This window comes from Pedobacter sp. A2324, assembly GCF_059693705.1.
Map to the genome: position 1 here is coordinate 512,571 of NZ_JCASSK010000002.1, position 19,055 is coordinate 531,625.

The 19,055-nt window shown below is 40.7% G+C and carries 15 protein-coding genes; 9 read left to right on the plus strand and 6 right to left on the minus strand.

What is annotated here, in order from left to right; all coding sequences use genetic code 11:
• Window positions 1-82: 82 nt before the first annotated feature.
• The 6 genes from AC570I_RS07280 to AC570I_RS07305 all read right to left on the minus strand — a co-directional run bounded on the left by AC570I_RS07280 (window position 83) and on the right by AC570I_RS07305 (window position 8,888).
• Complete coding sequence (locus tag AC570I_RS07280; protein ID WP_497404944.1) at window positions 83-1,225, minus strand: M28 family metallopeptidase; 1,143 nt, start codon at window positions 1,223-1,225, stop codon at window positions 83-85.
• 158 nt (window positions 1,226-1,383) lie between these two features.
• The gene (locus AC570I_RS07285) at window positions 1,384-2,304 is read right to left on the minus strand and encodes a DUF6607 family protein (RefSeq protein ID WP_497404945.1); all 921 of its coding nucleotides are present in this window, start codon (window positions 2,302-2,304) and stop codon (window positions 1,384-1,386) included.
• A 34-nt stretch (window positions 2,305-2,338) separates the two neighbouring features.
• Entirely contained in the window at window positions 2,339-3,049 is a 711-nt protein-coding gene (locus AC570I_RS07290; protein WP_497404946.1) for a DUF4198 domain-containing protein, read from the minus strand.
• Between the two features lie 69 nt (window positions 3,050-3,118).
• The gene (locus AC570I_RS07295) at window positions 3,119-5,533 is read right to left on the minus strand and encodes a TonB-dependent siderophore receptor (RefSeq protein ID WP_497404947.1); all 2,415 of its coding nucleotides are present in this window, start codon (window positions 5,531-5,533) and stop codon (window positions 3,119-3,121) included.
• Window positions 5,534-5,576: 43 nt separating this feature from the next.
• Window positions 5,577-7,997: a TonB-dependent siderophore receptor gene (locus tag AC570I_RS07300; RefSeq protein WP_497404948.1), complete on the minus strand. Its 2,421-nt coding sequence runs from the start codon at window positions 7,995-7,997 to the stop codon at window positions 5,577-5,579.
• A gap of 195 nt (window positions 7,998-8,192) precedes the next feature.
• Window positions 8,193-8,888 (minus strand): DUF4397 domain-containing protein, encoded by a 696-nt coding sequence (locus AC570I_RS07305; protein ID WP_497404949.1) that lies wholly within the window; start codon window positions 8,886-8,888, stop codon window positions 8,193-8,195.
• A gap of 588 nt (window positions 8,889-9,476) precedes the next feature.
• Here AC570I_RS07305 and AC570I_RS07310 point away from each other — a divergent pair.
• The 9 genes from AC570I_RS07310 (at window position 9,477) to argH (ending at window position 19,050) form a co-directional block, all read left to right on the plus strand.
• Window positions 9,477-10,178 (plus strand): N-acetyltransferase, encoded by a 702-nt coding sequence (locus AC570I_RS07310; RefSeq protein ID WP_047799950.1) that lies wholly within the window; start codon window positions 9,477-9,479, stop codon window positions 10,176-10,178.
• A gap of 65 nt (window positions 10,179-10,243) precedes the next feature.
• A complete protein-coding gene (gene argG / locus AC570I_RS07315; RefSeq protein ID WP_497404950.1) occupies window positions 10,244-11,434 on the plus strand; it encodes an argininosuccinate synthase in 1,191 nt (396 codons plus the stop codon).
• A 45-nt stretch (window positions 11,435-11,479) separates the two neighbouring features.
• Window positions 11,480-12,466 (plus strand): N-acetyl-gamma-glutamyl-phosphate reductase, encoded by a 987-nt coding sequence (argC, locus tag AC570I_RS07320; protein WP_047799948.1) that lies wholly within the window; start codon window positions 11,480-11,482, stop codon window positions 12,464-12,466.
• Window positions 12,467-12,551: 85 nt separating this feature from the next.
• On the plus strand, window positions 12,552-13,682 hold the full coding sequence (locus tag AC570I_RS07325; RefSeq protein WP_047799947.1) for an aspartate aminotransferase family protein: 1,131 nt from the start codon (window positions 12,552-12,554) through the stop codon (window positions 13,680-13,682).
• A 169-nt stretch (window positions 13,683-13,851) separates the two neighbouring features.
• A complete protein-coding gene (locus tag AC570I_RS07330; protein WP_497404951.1) occupies window positions 13,852-14,823 on the plus strand; it encodes a Rossmann-fold NAD(P)-binding domain-containing protein in 972 nt (323 codons plus the stop codon).
• A gap of 83 nt (window positions 14,824-14,906) precedes the next feature.
• Entirely contained in the window at window positions 14,907-15,695 is a 789-nt protein-coding gene (argB, locus tag AC570I_RS07335) for an acetylglutamate kinase (RefSeq protein WP_497404952.1), read from the plus strand.
• Window positions 15,696-15,719: 24 nt separating this feature from the next.
• Complete coding sequence (gene proC / locus AC570I_RS07340) at window positions 15,720-16,529, plus strand: pyrroline-5-carboxylate reductase (RefSeq protein WP_497404953.1); 810 nt, start codon at window positions 15,720-15,722, stop codon at window positions 16,527-16,529.
• A gap of 87 nt (window positions 16,530-16,616) precedes the next feature.
• The gene (locus tag AC570I_RS07345) at window positions 16,617-17,684 is read left to right on the plus strand and encodes a M20 family metallo-hydrolase (protein WP_497404954.1); all 1,068 of its coding nucleotides are present in this window, start codon (window positions 16,617-16,619) and stop codon (window positions 17,682-17,684) included.
• Between the two features lie 34 nt (window positions 17,685-17,718).
• Window positions 17,719-19,050 carry an argininosuccinate lyase gene (gene argH, locus AC570I_RS07350; RefSeq protein ID WP_497404955.1) on the plus strand — a complete coding sequence of 444 codons (1,332 nt, stop codon included), beginning with the start codon at window positions 17,719-17,721 and terminating at the stop codon, window positions 19,048-19,050.
• Window positions 19,051-19,055: the final 5 nt, after the last annotated feature.

Genomic DNA, 19,055 nt, shown 5'->3' on the forward strand with positions numbered 1-19,055 from the left:
CTAACCAATAATACACTGTTGAAAAGTAACATTGCTTTTATAGTGTAATACAGCTGATTAAATCATGGTTTAAAATCACAAATTAATTTGCCATGAGATTCTTATTAAACTCAACGATCAGCCTGAAAAGATCGTTGTATTCAGTTAATGGCAAGCCATCTGCTGTATCGAACACATCATGATAGGCTGGCGGTCCGCCTTGTGTGTAAATAAAAAATGCCGGAACCCCTTTTTCTGTAAAAAAATAGTGATCGCTGTTTGCAGCCTTTCCGCGCTTAGTGATTTTTGAAATGAGTTGTTGCTGATGATTCAGGGCATTTAATATGGAAAAGGCTTTAGGGTAAACGGTAGCATTAACCACGGTCATACCTGCATCTCCTGTACCCACCAAATCCAGATTCAGTAAAAATTTTATACTTGCTAATGGAAAAAGGGGATTCTCAACATAATACCTCGACCCCAGTAAGCCAGCTTCTTCGGCGGCAAAACATATAAAAGCGATGGAATAGGCTTGTGGGTGACTGGCATAGTACTTGGCCAGGCTTAATAAAGTTGCCACGCCCGCAGCATTGTCGTTCGCTCCGGGGAAATAAGTGTCGCTACCCATCCCACCCAAGTGGTCATAATGAGCGGTTATCACCATAACGGAGTCCGGAAATTCTGTACCCTTTACCAAACCACAAACATTCGACGCCTTAAAATTATCTATAAGGTGGTTTTCGATATCGACGTTAATCTGCTTTGGAATATCATTAAATTTATTCCTGTCTATTTGAATCTCCGTAAAACCGGCAACCTCACTGGCGACCGACCAGGTTAATTTGTTTTTCAATATTACCCTGATGTTTGGTTGACCAGCAAACCTGGCGCTATCCAGCTGATCAAGATTGGCTTTAGCCCGAATGCCCTGGCTCTCATTGCTCACGATAAAGTCCTTGCCTGGTTCAAGCTTTTTTCCATTTACCGATACCTGCATTTTTCCAGGAAATGTATTCACTGCAAAAGCAAAGTCCTGCTGGTAATCTGGTGAAAGCGGAAGCAGACCTATGGATTTATATTCACCCGATATAAAATCGGCTGCCTTTTTCATTCCATCTTTGGTATAGCCCCGGCCCCAGAAACGGGGAGAAGTTAAATGATTTATCGTTTTGCGTACATAAGCCGAGTCCTGAGCTGAGCAAATGTTAACAGCCAGGCACAATAAATATAAAATACTTCTTCTCATTCCAGACGCAATAAATTTAAAGATATGATTTATCCGCTAATGAACCATTATCCAGTCGAAAACTATTACACCATGAAGCTTTAAGCTAATCCGTTTAATAGATAGGTAAAAAAAATGGTCGGCTAAAGTAGCCGACCATCTTCATCAATATTAAGATTTTATTTCACCAGATAAGGCAGTAAAGCCGCTTTGATTTTTTCCTTGTTCTGAGTGGCAGACCAATGTTCTTTAATCGATTCATCACCCAGTGTAAATAAGGTTTCATAAAGCAATTTGCCGTTGGCCTTAGTCTGCACCTTGAAATCGCTGCGGGTAGTTTGGGCTAAGTCAGCCCAAACTTCGCGAACATCAGCCCAATAAGTTTTCTGGCTATCCCACCATTCCCGGGCATAGTCAAATTTCTTAGGGTCGATCTTGGTAAACTCTTCATATCCTTTTTCAACAGCCAGTACCTTATCGCCTTTCGCCGTACGCAAAACCTTTTTATTGTCCTGTTCAAACATCCAACCCTCTTTAGTGATGGTGATTCTACTGCCACGGTTCAATACGTTGTAATCGTTACGGGTAGTCGATTCCCTTCTTGGTAGGGGAGAATCTGTTTCACTCTGCCACGCGTCGTGACCACCAACATGGCTCCATGTGCCATATCCCTGATAACGCGGACTGTCATCTACCTGATATACCTTCTGTGTCCATTTCCCTTTAACATCTGCAGGGGTCAGTGTAATTTTCTTCCAGGCATTATCCTGCGTGTAAAGCATAATCTCCGGATCTTCATAAGTCCAGTCCTGGCGCCAGTGTTTAATCACCGTCGAATCATTTATAGCTAGCATGTGCTGAATAACTATTCTTTTTGGCTCATCGACAATAATTTCTGCCCATTCATTACCATGGCTTTTGTATGGTTTACTGAACTGATAGTCTGGATTTGGCGAAGTAACTTCTGCATAGTTGAAATTTACTTTATAAAATCCGGCAAGCGACTTGATGGCTTGTCTGTCTTGCTCCAGCTTGTCTTGTGCCTGTGCACCCGCCACAACGGAAATAGCAAGTACCAATACTAATTTTAAAACTCTCATTTTATAGTTTAGTTATTTTTAAACAGTATGCATTTTAATTAACCTGCGTGGTGTAAGTCACTAAATGCCAAACTTTTTCATAGTCTTTACCATTTAATTTGCCGGGAGTTTTATCCTCTGCAAAAACTTCAAAAAAGTAGTTTCCTTTTGTCTCTGGTTTAAAAACAAATTTACCATCAGCATCAGTTTCTGCAGGCTGTGCCTTTTTCAGGGCATCAACAATGGTTAATTTCTGTTTAGGTAATGGTGCTTTGTTATACACTACCTGACTTACAACTGCTTCCCCTGCTTTAGCGAACGGCTTTTCAGGTCTTATCGTTAAAGCGGCATCAGCAGGGAAGGTGGTATTTACTTTTCCACCGCCTACTGCAACGTCAGCAAAAGCATAATATTCAATTTTTGCTTTCTCAAAAACGGAAGCTACCTCGTGTACAATTGATAATTTATACGTCCCATTTTGATCAGGAGTAAAACTTGCTTTAAAAAACAATACGTCAGGAGCAGCAGTTAAAACTTTTGTTGATCCGTTTGGTGCTGTTAAAATCAGTTTAAATTCCTTTAAATTGCTGAACCATTTCTTTGCTGAATCTGGTTCGTTCTGCTCATATTCTCCAAAGAAAATTTTAACTTCCTGTGCCTGCCCTTTTTTTCCTGTGGCAGAAGTTTCAATCCACAAAGCGTGAGAGAAAACATTTGAAATGCCAAAGGCGACGAACAATAGAATTAATGCGATTTTTGTTTTCATAATTTTTCGGGTTAAGTGTAAAAGCCTGCACCGTATGATCTGACACAGCCGGTACAGGTATGTTGTTTTTTAGAATTTGTAAGCAATGCTCACGCGGTAATTGCGTGGTGCTTCTGCCTGCCATGAATACACTCCAAGATCGTAGGTTGGCGCATTAAAATAACCGGTGTAATAGGCGCCGCTATACAGGTATTTATCCAGCAGGTTGAATACGTTCGCAGTGATTTTTATTTTTTTGGTGCCCCAGAATACACCACCATCTAATTTGAAATAATTTGGAAGGTTTTCATTTGTATTTGTTCCGCTAAAAGTTTGTGTAGCGCGTCCGGCGAGGTAAGTAAAGCCTCCTGAAATTCCGGCTCCTTTAAGCGCACCATTCTGAATAGCATAAGTAAGCCACGCATTACTGGTATGTTTTGCAAATCCAGGCACTACCTGTCCAACGAAAATTGAAGTTACACCCTGAGCCACCGCTGTTACTTTACCATCTGTGTAGGCATAGTTCGCAATTAGGTTCAAACCTTTGGCCAATTCTCCTCTTAAATCAAACTCAACACCTTGTGCTCTTTTCTCACCTATAACAATGCTATACGTTTCTCCCGCCTTATTAGATGGATCTGAGGTCAGTTCGTTTTGTTTCATTATTCTGTAAACAGATAAGGTAGTATTCCAACGCCCATCGAACCAGTCTTTTTTGATACCAATTTCTTTGTTATTCCCGGTAATTGGCTTTGGATTACTACCATCACGCATTAAACCAGACTGTGGTGTAAAGGCCTCATCGTAAACAGCATAAATGGATGTACTTCTATCAACGGATACGCTTAAGCCAACGCGAGGTGTAAAGTGTTTAGCTTTATCCGGAGCATTTCCCCAGGCCGACTGACTCACATACGTATAACGTCCTGCTAATGTTAAACGCACCACGTTGTTGAAAAAGCCCAGTTCATCCTGCGCATAGGCACTTAGGTATTTCTGATCCATCAAACCTCCCGCAGTAGCAGCCCTTTGCTCTAAAGAAGTGGTGCGATCAAATTGAGGATAGCCATTTGAAGGAAAACCGTAGTTTGGATTATTCACATTAAACGGTGAAGAGGCCAGATCCAGGTCGTGCGATTGTCCCCAATCTGCAAAATAATTTTTCTTTCCTCCGTCAAATCCGGCCAGAATCCTGTGAACAATACCACCGGTTTTTGCTGTACCGTTAACAAATAACTGAGCCAGTTTCATAGCACTTTTTGCGTCCCAAATGGCAATATTGCGGATGATGGTTCCGTCAGTATTTACCGCTGATGGCCACGAGCTTGATCCAACCTGCATATATTTATAATATGCAGCCTGAGCGGTTAATTTCCAGTCCTGCCCAAGTTGTTGTGTTAAGTTTAAAGTTAAACTGTTATCATTGATCCTGGTTGGGGCAGCACCAGGCTGCGTCAGGGTGAACTCCTGTGGCTTAGTCGCATAGCCATCTGTACTGAAAATATAATAAGAGCCCACTTCAGTCATTTTCGCATTTTGCAAAACATACTCAGCTGTTAATTTAGTACCTGGCGTGATCTGATAGCTTAATACCGGAGCAAAGCTATAACGGTCATTTTGTTCGAACTGTCTGAATGAGCCTTTGTTCTGCGCCGCTGCATTTAAACGGAACAGAAACTTTCCATCAGCAGTAAGCTTATGGTCGAAATCAATAGCGGTACGGAACAGGTCGTAACTACCTGCCGTAAACGAAACCTCACCCTGGTTCAGGCCGGTAGGCTTCTTTGTAACCACATTGTACATACCGCTCGGATCACCGTTACCCAACATGAAACCGGCAGGTCCTTTCACAAACTCAACATGGTCAACAAAACTCATATCTTCTGTTAACGGCCCCCAGTATGATGAAACCACATTAAAGCCATTACGCATAGCCTGAATCTGGGATCCCCTCATCTGGATGTTTGTATACAAATCACCCCAGTGTTCTAAACGTACAGCACCACTCACATTTCTAATCAACCCATCGCTCATGCTGATGATCTGCTGATCCTTTAAAATCTGATTACTTACGATCTGAATATTCTGTGGTGCTTCTAACAAAGGTTCATTTAAGCGTAGTGTTGCCGAAGGTAAACTCACCTTATATTTTTCATTTATTCCTGCTACGGTAACTTCTTCTAAAGCCTGGTCCGTTTCCGATAAAGTAAAGTTGACAACTTTAGTCTCACCCGCTGTAACTGTTACTAACTGCGATGATGGCTTGATGCCTACCGCTGAAGCAACAATGGTATATTCTCCAGGTTTAACCCGGTGAATGGTATAATTACCAGACTCATCTGAAGTGGTTCCCTGACCCTTACCCTTTAAGCCAATAGTGATAAATGATGCGGGATTTCCATTTGCAGTAGTTACTTTTCCTTTGATAGTTGCATTCTGTGCAAATGCAATCAGGTTTATCAGCAGCATCGCTGCTGTTAGTGTAAATAGTTTTAATTTGCTCATTTTATATTGATTCGAAAAAGGGGGTATCAACCCCCCTTAATAATTAAAATTTATAACTGATGTTAGCCGTAAAGTTTCTTGGAAGTTGAGCTTCAACCGTGGTCCACCCTTTATAATATCTTATGTCTCCAATGTTGTTTACTTTAGCACCAATCCGGTAACGTTTTTGATCATAAAAAACAGATGCATCATAAATCGTATAAGCTGGAAGAGTAAATGCTCCTGTTGTTGTGGTGTTAGTAATGATATTATCGCCACTATAATTAACGCCGGCACCCGCTCCTAAGCCAGTAAATTTTCCATTGCTTAATGTATAACTCAACCAGGCATTAAAGCTGTCTTCAGGGCCAGATCCCACCGGACGTAAGCCTTCAACCGTTAATGCGGACTTGGTCATTTTGCTATTATTGTGGCTATAACCGGTTGTTAAATTTAATCCTGCAATAGGACTTGCGCTTAAGCTAATATCCAATCCACGGCTTACCTGAGTTCCATCCTGTACTGTTATATTATATGTAGTACCATCACGAACAATCGATTCACTTCTAGTAGTGTTATTAACTTTGATATTATAGTAACTTGCAGTAAAGCTTAACTTATTATTGAATAAGTCTGCTTTAATACCTCCTTCAACTTGATTCGCTTGCTGAGGTTTAAAAACACCTGAGATATCAGCTAACGGTTGTGTTACGGTTCCAACATTTCTAAAGCCATTCATGTAATTACCGAAAACAGATAATTTATCTTTGATAATTCCGTAAACCAAACCAAACTTAGGTGAAACAGCAGTTTGCAAATAATTTCCTGTAACAAGCCCATTCAATTGATTATAGGTCCCCTTGTTGTCAAAACGATCAACACGTAAGCTCAGCATTGCCGACAAGGCATCAGTTATATTAATAACATCAGATGCATAAGCACTGTAAACTTTACTTCGAGAATCATTTTTGGTAGGCGCATTAGCTGCAGTTAACGGAGGAAGAACAAATGTGCCAATCCTGGAATTCACAGCATCCTTTGAGATTACAGGAGCCATCCCTGCGGTACTAAATTGATCAAAAAGAATATATGGCGTATTACTGTTATTAGTATATTGGTTTAGATAGTCCAAACCAACTATCATTCGGTTTCTGATAGACCCAATTTTAAAATCGCCTATAAAATTTTGTTGAACGTCTGCTGATGTACTTACTGAATTAAGGTTCGCCACATATCTCGAAAGCAGATTATCATTTGTACCCAAAAACATCACATATTGATAATACCCCTCTGACTTACGATTGCTTTGCGAAAAATTCGTTTGTGAGGTCCACTCGTCAGATATCTTATATGTCAATTGCCCGTGAACATTTGAGGTAGGTGTTTTAACCGCCAAATCATTACTGGTATAAGATTTACCCCAGTCAATATTCAATTCAGCAGGCGTACGTGCAATCAATTGTCTTGATCTGTTTAAGAAAATCATCGTTGGGTTAGTACCCTCGTACGAATAAAATTCGGCACCTATATTCAACTTTAACCTGTCGTTGATTCTGTATTCTAAAGCCGGAGCCAGAAATGTGGATTTACTAAACCCGGCATCCTGCCAGCTATTTTGTTTGGTGTTGGCAACGTTTAACCTGAATGACAAATCTTTGGCTAATGGACCGTAGATATCCCCTGTAAGTCTGCTTAATCCAAAACTACCAGTATTATAAGTAACGTTACCACCTAATGTGTCGATTGGTTTTTTTGTAACAATGTTAATCAGACCGCCAAAATTTGTTAAAGCACCGCCAAACAGAGTTCCCGACGGACCTTTAATTACTTCAATTGTCTCAATATTTGCGGGATCAAGATCGCCATTTGTTAAACCTGCTACGCCATCAACAAGAGCTACCTGCGTTGAGAAACCGCGCAAAGTATAATACGCAGCACCATCACCAGCCCGACCAGTTGATGTCCAGAGTTTATCTAAACCTGCAACATAAGTTAACGCGCTGCTAAAGTTTGTTACCATTTGATCGGCCATCAATTCCTTTGAAACTGTATTATAAACCTGAGGATTTTCTAAATTTTTTAGGGGGAGCTTAGCAACATAAGGACTTGCCTTTGTGCCGAATTTATTTGCTTTAGATGTAATGATATTAACTTCTTTTAGCTGACTTGAGTTCTCAGCAAGAGAAAAATTAACCGTAATGGTTTCTCCCGCACTAACCGTCACATTTTTTTCATCAGATTTTAAGCCTACAGCAGAAACCTTTAATATATAAGTTCCAGGCTTTATGCGGGTAATGGTGAAGTTCCCGTTTTCATCGGAAGTATTACCAATTCCCTTACCTTTTAATCCTACCGATATAAAAGGAGCGGGAGCTCCGTCTGATGTGGTTAATTTTCCTTTGATTGTTGCCAGTTGCTGAGCAAAGGAAGTTAAAGCGATAATTGAGAGAAAGAACGTTAAACTGAACAGTTTGGATTTAAGCATTTTAAATTTATTTGGATTTATTCTAAACAGACGCAAAATAACGGCAGAATTTTATATAATCCAAATAATTTGTAACAATTCTAAATAAGAAAAGTGTTAAAACAATATTTTACATGTTTTAACACCTCTAAAGAAATTTTATCCTGCCAAGGATGGCAGTAATCAAATAAAATACGGAAATTTCGTTAATGAAAGCTACTTGATCAGGATTGCCTGAATATTCAGTGATCTTTCAGAATCGTTCGCCGGAGTAACTACACCACCACAGATAATATCGTAATGATAACCTGCTGTAAAAGTGATACTGGCCGAGGTGGCTTTGATTGTTCCTGTTGAAGTTTCTTTTGCATTCAACGTATAGCTTCCACCATCAACGGCCATAAAGCCTGTTGCAGATTTGTATGTTTTATTGGTAAACCAGGAGGTGGTAGTACTGGCTTTTGCTAAATCCAAAGCCGGGGCATCAGGAGATAAGTTGATAAAACGTACATAAGCTTTGTCCGTTGAAGCAACAGACAAATCGTCTCCCGTAGAATAAGTATCAAGTGCACCAGCTCTGTTCACCAAATAGTACGAATTATAAGTAGATGGGTTTAAGGCTAAAGATTTTGTTAATAAACTCACAGCCGAACTTGCTGAAGTAAATTTAATACTGTAAGTAGCTGCACTGTAAGATGCATAAGATGTACTGCCAATATATGGTAAAGCAGCTGAATTTATTTTAGAATCATTAACGTATACGTTATAGGTAGGCGACGATGGTGAAGCGTTTACTACTCGTAAGTACGCAATGGTAGTATCGGTTTCTTCCTTTTTACAGGCACCCATAAGCGCAAATAAACAAATACCGATGGTGAAGATACTCAAATTTTTCAGCGTAAAATTTTTCATGTTTTTTATATTATTGTTAGGCTAATATTCATCTGCAGCGCTCCTGCAAGGTAAATTTATACAGGCTACAAATATTGCTTTTAAAGCGTATTGAATTTGTTAAATGTTGTTAAAGTAATGTTAAAATTTATCAAACTCCCAACGGCAAAGTTAATACTTTTTGTTCCGCATGAAAATGTGTCGATTTACGGGAACTATAATAAATGACACAGTGACACAAACAGGCGGTGTTCGGAGGCATTTCCGCGTCAGCCTGGTTTAATAAATTGTAATCAAAACATAAAAAAATCAGTTTATTATTGCGTAACTCAATTATTATTTAAACCTTTGCACCTCAATAGAGTTAAAGCCGTTTTAATACGCAAGAAATGATTAAACAACTTTTACATAAACTTTCTACTTTCACAGCGCAACTGGCGTTTGGGAAGCGTTTGTTTATGAATCCTTTCATGCCTGTATTTAATTACCCCACAAGCCGGCAAAATTTTACTCCACGTATTTAGTACCCTATACTAAACGTTACGAGGAATTGATCCTCTCTAAAAACCCAATTAACAAGAATACTTTTATTTTTTCGTTAGAAAATTAATGGATATTAACGAATTTATTGTACAGGTCGCACTTCCTGAACATCGTGTATTTGCAGAAGAAATCGTAACCGAGATGGCCGAGTCTGCAAAAGCACGCGGCACCGGCATTGCCAAGCGTTCACCAGACTATGTTGCCAATAAAATGATTGAAGGAAAAGCGGTTATCGCTTTCCACAAGGACGGCACATGGGCAGGCTTCTGCTATATCGAAACCTGGAGCCACGGACAGTTTGTAGCCAACTCAGGTTTGATCGTTTCCCCGAAATTCAGGAAAGCAGGTTTAGCACATGCCATCAAGGAAAAAGTTTTCGAACTTTCCCGGGCATTATATCCTAAAGCTAAAATATTTGGTTTAACCACCGGCCTTGCCGTAATGAAAATCAATTCTGATTTGGGTTACGAGCCTGTTACCTATTCCGAACTTACCCAGGACGAGGAATTCTGGAAAGGCTGCCAGAGCTGTGTTAACTTCGAAATTCTGAAAATGAAGGAACGTAAGAACTGCATGTGTACCGCCATGCTTTACGACCCGGCCACACAGAAGCACGACGCAGCAAAACGTTTTGCCGAAGAACTACAAAAGAAACCCAAGTTATACGAGCGCTTTATGCGCATCAAACAGCGTTTGGTTGTTAAACCTAAGCCAAAATCGGGCTTAAAGGTATTGATGTTTTTATTTACCCTGTTATTTAATAAATAAAGAATTGCCTGTGGATCAATCAAAACAACAAATCCACAAGACAGTTAAAATATAATTATACCCATATGAACAAAGTAGTTTTAGCTTTTAGCGGAGGTTTAGATACCTCATTTTGTTGTATTTATCTTGCTCAAGACCGAGGCCTTGAAGTTCACTCGGTAATTGTAAATACAGGTGGTTTTTCTGATGAGGAATTACAGGAAATTGAGAAAAGAGCTTACGCTTTAGGGGTAAAATCTCATGCTGTAGTAGATGAAACTGAAAGTTATTATAATGAATGCATTAAATACTTAATCTTCGGAAATGTATTGAAAAATGCAACTTATCCGCTTTCTGTTAGTGCAGAACGTGTTAGTCAGGCTACCGCTATCGCCAACTACGTTAAAAAAATTGGCGCTGATTACGTTGCCCACGGCAGTACGGGTGCTGGAAACGATCAGGTGCGTTTCGATATGATCTTCAACATCCTGATTCCAAATGTTGAAATCATCACACCAATCAGAGATTTAAAATTATCCCGCGAAGCGGAAATAGAATACTTAGCCGAGCATGGTGTTGAATATAGCGCCGCAAAGGCGACTTATTCCATCAACAAAGGCTTATGGGGAACTTCAGTTGGGGGTAAAGAAACGTTAACCTCTAACGAAACCCTTCCTGAAAGCGCATGGCCTACTCAGGTTACCGAAACGGAATCCCGTAAATTGGAATTAACTTTCGAAAAAGGTGAATTGGTTGCCATTGATGGTGAAACTTTGGAGCCAGTAAGGGCAATTCAAAAACTGCAAGCCATCGCTCAACCATTTGGCATCGGCCGGGATATACATGTTGGCGATACCATTATCGGTATTAAAGGCCGTGTTGGTTTTGAGGCAGCAGCTCCCGTTTTAATTATTAAAGCACACCATACTTTAGAGAAACATACATTAACAAAATGGCAGTTGAGCTGGAAAGAGCAGTTATCTTCTTTTTACGGCAACTGGTTGCACGAAGGTCAGTTCCACGACCCTATTATGCGGAATATTGAAGCTTTCTTAGCCGATACCCAAAAGGTTGTAAGCGGTAAAGTATTTGTTGAGTTGTTGCCGTACCGTTTTCAGATTATCGGGATCGAATCAAACCACGATTTAATGAGCAACAAGTTTGGCAGCTACGGCGAAATGAATAATGCCTGGAGTGGTGAAGATGTAAAAGGTTTCTCAAAAATCTTCGGCAACCAGGTAATGATCTGGCATAAAGTTAACGGCGAAGAAGCTTAAAACTGAAATACTACACTTTTATATCCATCTATAATCTTTAGAACGATGAGTAATAAAATAAAGGCAGGAATAATTGGTGGAGCAGGATATACAGGCGGCGAAATGCTCCGTATTCTGATCAACCATCCAAATGTTGAAATTGCTTTTGTAAACAGTACCAGTAACGCAGGAAATTTAATCTCTGATGTACATACCGATCTAATCGGCGATACAGATTTGAAGTTTGTAAGCGACATTCCTCAGGATATCGATGTACTTTTTCTTTGCGTTGGACATGGTGATGCAAAGAAATTTTTAGCTGCTAATCCAATTAACGACAATATTAAAATCATCGATTTATCTCAGGATTTCAGATTAAACATCAACGCAGAATTTGAAAATCGTGAGTTCGTATACGGCTTGCCAGAATTAAACCGCGATAAAATCAAGGTTGCAAACAACATTGCAAACCCCGGCTGTTTTGCCACTTGTATACAATTGGGTTTACTGCCACTTGCCGCAAACGGCTTAATTAATGCTGAAGTTCACATCAATGCAACTACCGGGTCAACAGGTGCAGGACAGAGTTTGGCAACAACTTCTCACTTTAGCTGGAGAAACAATAACCTTTCCATTTATAAAGCTTTCGAACATCAGCACCTCAATGAAATTGGCGAGAGTTTATTGCAGTTGCAGCCTTCACTATCTGAAGCTTTAAGTTTTATCCCACAACGCGGTGCTTTTACCCGTGGTATTTTGGCTGCAATATATCTGGAAAGTGATTTAACATTGGAGGAAGCTCAAGGCATTTATGAAGAATACTATAATGCACACCCTTTTACCCATGTAAGTCGGAAAAACATCGATTTGAAGCAAGTTGTGAATACCAATAAGGCATTGGTTCACATTGAAAAACATGGCGGCAAGCTATTTATCATCAGCATTATCGATAACCTGTTAAAAGGAGCCAGCGGCCAGGCAGTTCAGAATATGAACTTAATGTTTGGCTTGGAAGAGACAGCAGGCCTGCGTTTAAAGGCCGCGAATTTTTAATAACCCTTTCATGCTGAGGAACGGATCAGCGGCGCAACCAGTGAACCAAACACCTCGTTCCTCAGTATGATAAAACCCTCAAAAAATGAACTTATTCGACGTTTATCCCCTTAACGATATAGAAATCACAAAAGCATCGGGCAGCAATGTATGGGACGCTAACGAGCAGAAATATTTAGACCTCTATGGCGGTCATGCCGTTATTTCTATCGGCCACACCAATCCACATTACGTTACCCGTTTAACCGACCAGCTAAACAAAGTTGGATTTTACTCCAACTCAGTTAAGATTCCTCTGCAAACTCAACTGGCAGAAAAATTAGGTCAGGTTTCAGGGAAAAAAGATTACCAGTTGTTTTTGGTAAACTCCGGAGCTGAAGCAAATGAAAATGCGCTAAAACTGGCTTCATTCTATAACGGAAGAAAAAAAGTTATCGCCTTCACAGGTGCTTTTCATGGCCGTACCTCTCTGGCAGTTGCAGTAACTGATAACCCTAAGATTGTAGCGCCGGTTAACCAGACCGAAAATGTAATCTTCCTGCCCTTTAATAATGAGGTGGCTTTAGAAGAAACTTTCAAATCGCAGGGGAACGAAATCTCGGCCGTAATTATAGAAGGTATTCAAGGGGTTGGCGGTATTAAAGAAGCCTCGAAAAGCTTCCTTCAAAAAATCCGCTCACTTTGCGATGAATACAACGCCGTTTACATTGCCGACTCTGTTCAATGTGGTTATGGCAGAACGGGCTTGTTCTACTCGCACGACTATTCGGGTGTTGAGGCAGATGTTTATACCATGGCCAAAGGAATGGGCAACGGATTTCCGATTGCGGGGATTTCAATTGCTCCTAAATTTAAACCATGGCATGGCGAATTGGGTACTACTTTCGGTGGTAACCACCTGGCTTGCGCGGCAGCTTTAGCAGTTTTAGAAGTGATTGAAAAAGATAACTTAATGAAAAATGCTGAAGAGACCGGCAATTACCTGATCAGCGAATTGAAGAAATTCGAACAGGTAAAAGAAGTTCGTGGCCGTGGACTAATGATCGGTATTGAACTACCTGAAGAATTGGCACACGTAAAAAAAGAACTGTTATTTAAGCATTTCATTTTTACAGGCGAGGCAAAACCAAATGTAATCCGTTTACTGCCAGCCTTGAATTTAACTAAAGCACATGCCGATGAATTTCTGGCAGCATTTGGGAAGCTGGTGAAATAGGCTGAGGGCGGGAAGGCTGAAGGCCAAAAGCCTGGAGGCAAAGCCAAAGGTTATCATTAAAATATTAATTAAGCGGTAACAATCGCATTTTATAAATTTTGAGTGCTGTAGGGTGAGAAGGTGGCAAGCCTTCAACCTTTCAGCCCTCAACCTTTAACCTCAAAAAAAAATGAAGTTATTCACTTCCGTACACGATGTTCCAAGCATCAAACAATTTGTAAAAGATGCGCTTGAATTAAAGGCAAATCCTTACGCGCACCAAAGTTTGGGTAAAAACAAAACCTTAGGCCTGGTTTTTATGAACCCAAGTTTGCGTACCCGTTTAAGTACGCAGAAAGCCGCTCTAAACCTGGGTATGAACGTTATGGTGATGAACCTTGATAAAGAAGGCTGGGCATTGGAAACGCAGGACGGCGTAGTGATGAATGGCTCTACTGTAGAGCATATTCGTGAAGCTGCAGCAGTTATGGGCCAGTATTGCGACATCCTGGGCTTGCGCTCCTTTCCGAAACTGACCAATCGGCAAGAGGACTACAGTGAAGATTTCTTCAACAAATTTGTAAAATACTGTGCCGTTCCCGTTGTAAGTTTAGAAAGCGCAACACGACACCCCTTACAAAGTTTTGCAGATATTATCACCATTCACGAAACATGGACTAAACAACCCGACGGTCGTAAACCAAAGGTAGTTTTGGCATGGGCACCTCATGTAAAAGCTTTACCACAGGCCGTTCCCAATTCATTCGCAGAATGGATGTGCAAAGCACAGGAAGAAGGAATGATCGATTTTACCATTGCGCAACCTGAAGGTTACGAACTGGCTGAAGAATTTACCCCTGGCGCCGATATTCAATATAATATAGAAGAAGCTTTAGCTGGGGCAGATTATGTGTATGTAAAAAACTGGAGCAGTTACAAGGAATACGGCAAGGTTTTAACCTATCCTGATGGCTGGATGATGAACAACGAAAAACTAAAATTTACCAACGATGCCAAAGTAATGCATTGCTTACCTGTTCGTCGTGATCTGGAATTATCTTCTGAAATTCTGGACGGCCCGAATTCACTGGTGATTCATGAGGCTGGAAACAGACTTTGGGCTGCACAAGCAGTAATTAAAGCAATGCTGGAAGAATTGTAATAAGTAGACCGTCATTGCGAAGCACGAAGCAATCTTTCTGATTAGATTGCTTCGTGCCCTGCAATGACGAAAATCCAAAAATTATGGAACAACTCACCATCATAAAAATCGGCGGAAATGTAATTGACAATTCCGAAAACCTGCATCAGTTTTTACTGGATTTCACGGCTTTGCCAGGAGATAAAATTCTGGTTCACGGAGGTGGCAAGATCGCTACCGAACTGGGAAATAGTTTAGGTGTTGAAGCCAAAATGGTGGATGGCCGCCGCATTACCGATATTGAAACCTTAAGGATCGTTACCATGGTTTATGCCGGTCTGATTAACAAAAACATTGTCGCACAGTTACAAGCCAAAGGCAGCAATGCCATAGGGTTAACCGGTGCCGATGGCAATGTGATAAAAGCAAAAAAACGTCCGGTTAAAGATATTGATTATGGTTATGTGGGCGATCTGGATGAACATTCAGTTGCTACATCAACGTTAGACAGCCTGTTAATGGCTGGTTTGGTTCCTGTTTTATGCGCCATTACACACGACGGGGAAACGCAGCTGCTCAATACCAATGCCGATACCATTGCTTCTTCTATAGCCGTAGCAATGTCAGGTTTATACGAAACACGCCTGGTGTATTGTTTCGAAAAAAAGGGAGTATTAAAGGACGTAAATGACGATACTACGGTGGTTACGGAAATTAAGGCTGAAGAGTTTGAAGGGCTAAAAGCGGATGGAACGGTACAGGGCGGCATGATTCCTAAATTACATAATGCTTTCGAAGCGATAAAAAAGGGTGTTTCCGCAGTTTACATTGGTAAAGCAGATGAATTAGCCGAACTTGCTGAAGGTACATTCGGAACGAAGATGTTGAAATAGAAAAGAAATAACACTTAAATACAGATGAAAAAAATAGCCATCATAGGGAGCGGAAATATTGGTTTGTCCTTAGCTAAAGGTCTTGTAAAAGCAGATTTTGCCAACGCTAAAGACATTGTGCTTACCCGTAGAAACATTGACCATCTGAAACCTTTTGCTGAGGCAGGATACCTGGTGAGTAACAACAATAAACAGGCAGTTGCCAATGCAGATGTTATTATCCTTGCCGTTTTACCGCAGCAGTTGAATACAGTTTTAGATGAAATCAATGATTCTGTAGATCCGGCTAAACATTTGGTTATTTCAGTAATCTCTGGCGTAAGCTGCGCGGCCGTACGCGAAAAACTCGGTGATGATGTGGAAGTGATCCGGGTAATGCCGAATACGGCAATCGCTATCGGACAATCGATGACGTGCATGGCCAGTGATAATGCTTCGGCTGAAAACATAGCTGATGTAACCAGGATGTTCGAAACTGTTGGTTCTGTGGTTAAAATAAATGAAGATCTTATGACCTCTGCAACAGCGCTTTGCGCATGTGGTATTGCATTCTTTTTAAGGGCAATCAGAGCAGCATCGCAAGGTGGCGTTGAAATTGGCTTTCATGCAGACGAAGCCCTCAAAATGGCTGTTCAAACGGCAAAGGGAGCCGCCGATTTACTTTTATTACATGGCACACACCCGGAATCAGAAATAGATAAAGTAACTTCGCCGAAAGGTTGTACCATTGCGGGCTTAAACGAAATGGAACACAATGGTTTTAGTTCATCATTAATTAAAGGCATTAAGTTATCCGCTTTAAAAGCAGGGAATTTGTATACTAAGGAGGGCTAAAAGCAGGAGGCTAACGCTTAAGCAAACATAAATGTGGCAAGTTTAAGATGGATCTGTCTTGATACTTGATACTAACTACTCAATACTATGTTGTTAGAAAATATAAAAAAGGAAAGCCTGGATTTATTGCGGCAGTTAATCCGCATTCAGTCTTTTAGTAAGGAAGAAGATAGAACGGCGTATTTGATTGCACAGTTTCTTGAAGAGCGGGGAATTAAAACTCAACGTAAAATGAACAATGTTTGGGCTTACAATAAGCACTTCGATGCCAGTAAACCAACAGTTTTATTAAACTCACACCACGATACCGTTAAGCCAAACTCCGGCTATACCCGCGACCCTTATGATGCAGCAATTGAAGGCGATAAGCTATTCGGATTGGGCAGTAACGATGCAGGAGGCTGTCTGGTTTCCCTAATTGGTACATTTCTATATTATTACGAACAGGAAGATTTAAAATATAACATCTGTCTGGCTGCCACTGCTGAAGAGGAAATCTCAGGCAACAATGGTTTAGAACTGGTACTGCCGGATTTGGGAGCGCTTGAATTCGGAATTGTAGGTGAGCCAACAGAAATGAATCTGGCAATTGCTGAACGTGGCTTGCTGGTTTTAGATTGTGTATCTCATGGAAAAGCAGGTCATGCCGCAAGAGAAGAAGGCGAAAATGCCATTTACAAAGCTTTGAAAGACATTGAGTGGTTTAGAAACTATCAATTCCCAAAAGTATCCGAGGTTTTCGGTCCGCTAAAAATGACTGTAACGATCATCAACGCCGGCTCGCAGCATAATGTTGTACCGGCAAACTGTACTTTTACGGTTGATGTGCGGGTTACCGATGCTTATACGAACGAAGAGGTTTTGGAAATCATCCGTGCAAACGTAGATTGTGATGTTACGCCACGTTCCATTCGCCTGAAACCTTCTTCTATTGATAAATACCACCCTGTGGTACAAGCGGGTGTGGCATTAGGTAAAACCACTTATGGATCGCCAACTACATCAGATCAGGCTTTACTGGATATCCCCTCGGTAAAATGCGGCCCCGGCTTCTCCGGCCGTTCGCATATGGCCGATGAGTTTTTATATGTTAGGGAAGTAGCTGAAGGAGTAGAAGGATATGTAAATATGTTGAGACCAGTTATCCAGAGCTAAATCTTAAGATTAAAGCGTTAAATTAAAATTCAAAATGAAAATTTGGCAAAAAAATATTGATGTAAACAAGTTCGTGGAAAGCTTTACCGTTGGGAAAGATCGTGAACTGGATTTACAAATGGCAAAATTTGATGTTCTGGGATCGCTGGCGCATACACAAATGTTAGAAACAATCAATTTACTCACTGCCGATGAATTGAAAACCGTTCAGCAGGAACTCAAACATATTTATGCGGAAATTGAAGCCGGGAACTTCACTATTGAAGATAGTGTTGAAGATGTCCACTCTCAGGTAGAATGGCTCCTTACGCAACGAATTGGCGAAGCTGGTAAAAAGATTCACAGTGGCCGCTCCCGTAACGACCAGGTGCTCGTTGATTTAAAGCTATTTTTCCGTGCATGCATTGAGGACATCGTTAACCAGACATCTACTTTGTTTAACCTCCTGATCGAACTAAGCAATACACACAAAGATAAACTGATGCCAGGTTATACGCATTTACAAATTGCTATGCCTTCCTCTTTTGGTTTATGGTTTGGCGCATATGCAGAAAGCCTGGCCGATGATCTTGAACTCATGCTCGCGGCATGGAAAATTACCAATAAAAACCCGCTGGGTTCCGCAGCCGGTTACGGTTCATCTTTTCCTTTAAACCGAACCTTAACCACTCAGCTATTGGGTTTCGAAAGCTTAAACTATAACGTGGTTTATGCACAGATGGGTCGTGGAAAAACAGAAAGAATATTAGCACAGGCCATGAGTGCAGTTGCAGCAACCTTAGCTAAAATGGCGATGGATGTTTGCCTGTTCATCAATCAAAATTTCGGTTTTATCAGCTTTCCACCCGAACTAACTACTGGTTCGAGTATTATGCCGCATAAAAAGAACCCCGATGTTTTTGAATTAATCCGGTCACGTTGTAATAAAATTCAGGCCCTGCCAAATGAAATTGCAATGATGATTACCAACCTGCCATCCGGTTACCACCGTGATTTGCAGTTGTTAAAAGAAAATCTCTTTCCGGCAATCACCTCATTAAACGAGTGCCTGGAAATCGCAACTTTCATGTTCCAGAATATTACCATTAAAGATGATATCCTGAAGGACAAAAAATACGATTACCTGTTTAGCGTAGAAGTGGTAAATGATTTAGCTTTGCAGGGCGTTCCTTTCAGAGAAGCTTATAAAATCGTAGGCGAGCAGATAGAAAGTGGTACTTTTGCACCATCAGGCCAAATATACCACACACACGAAGGCAGCATTGGCAACCTTTGCAACGAACAGATTTATGCAGGAATGAAAGAAGTACTCTCTCAGTTTGGTTTCGAAAAAGTGAATAAAGCAATAGAAGACTTGGTTAAATAAATTTT

Coding starts and splice junctions, on each gene's coding strand:
- AC570I_RS07280 (WP_497404944.1), bottom strand. CDS start 1,225: ATGAGAAGAAGTATTTTATATTTATTGTGCCTGGCTGTTAACATTTGC.
- AC570I_RS07285 (WP_497404945.1), bottom strand. CDS start 2,304: ATGAGAGTTTTAAAATTAGTATTGGTACTTGCTATTTCCGTTGTGGCG.
- AC570I_RS07290 (WP_497404946.1), bottom strand. CDS start 3,049: ATGAAAACAAAAATCGCATTAATTCTATTGTTCGTCGCCTTTGGCATT.
- AC570I_RS07295 (WP_497404947.1), bottom strand. CDS start 5,533: ATGAGCAAATTAAAACTATTTACACTAACAGCAGCGATGCTGCTGATA.
- AC570I_RS07300 (WP_497404948.1), bottom strand. CDS start 7,997: ATGCTTAAATCCAAACTGTTCAGTTTAACGTTCTTTCTCTCAATTATC.
- AC570I_RS07305 (WP_497404949.1), bottom strand. CDS start 8,888: ATGAAAAATTTTACGCTGAAAAATTTGAGTATCTTCACCATCGGTATT.
- AC570I_RS07310 (WP_047799950.1), top strand. CDS start 9,477: ATGGATATTAACGAATTTATTGTACAGGTCGCACTTCCTGAACATCGT.
- argG (WP_497404950.1), top strand. CDS start 10,244: ATGAACAAAGTAGTTTTAGCTTTTAGCGGAGGTTTAGATACCTCATTT.
- argC (WP_047799948.1), top strand. CDS start 11,480: ATGAGTAATAAAATAAAGGCAGGAATAATTGGTGGAGCAGGATATACA.
- AC570I_RS07325 (WP_047799947.1), top strand. CDS start 12,552: ATGAACTTATTCGACGTTTATCCCCTTAACGATATAGAAATCACAAAA.
- AC570I_RS07330 (WP_497404951.1), top strand. CDS start 13,852: ATGAAGTTATTCACTTCCGTACACGATGTTCCAAGCATCAAACAATTT.
- argB (WP_497404952.1), top strand. CDS start 14,907: ATGGAACAACTCACCATCATAAAAATCGGCGGAAATGTAATTGACAAT.
- proC (WP_497404953.1), top strand. CDS start 15,720: ATGAAAAAAATAGCCATCATAGGGAGCGGAAATATTGGTTTGTCCTTA.
- AC570I_RS07345 (WP_497404954.1), top strand. CDS start 16,617: ATGTTGTTAGAAAATATAAAAAAGGAAAGCCTGGATTTATTGCGGCAG.
- argH (WP_497404955.1), top strand. CDS start 17,719: ATGAAAATTTGGCAAAAAAATATTGATGTAAACAAGTTCGTGGAAAGC.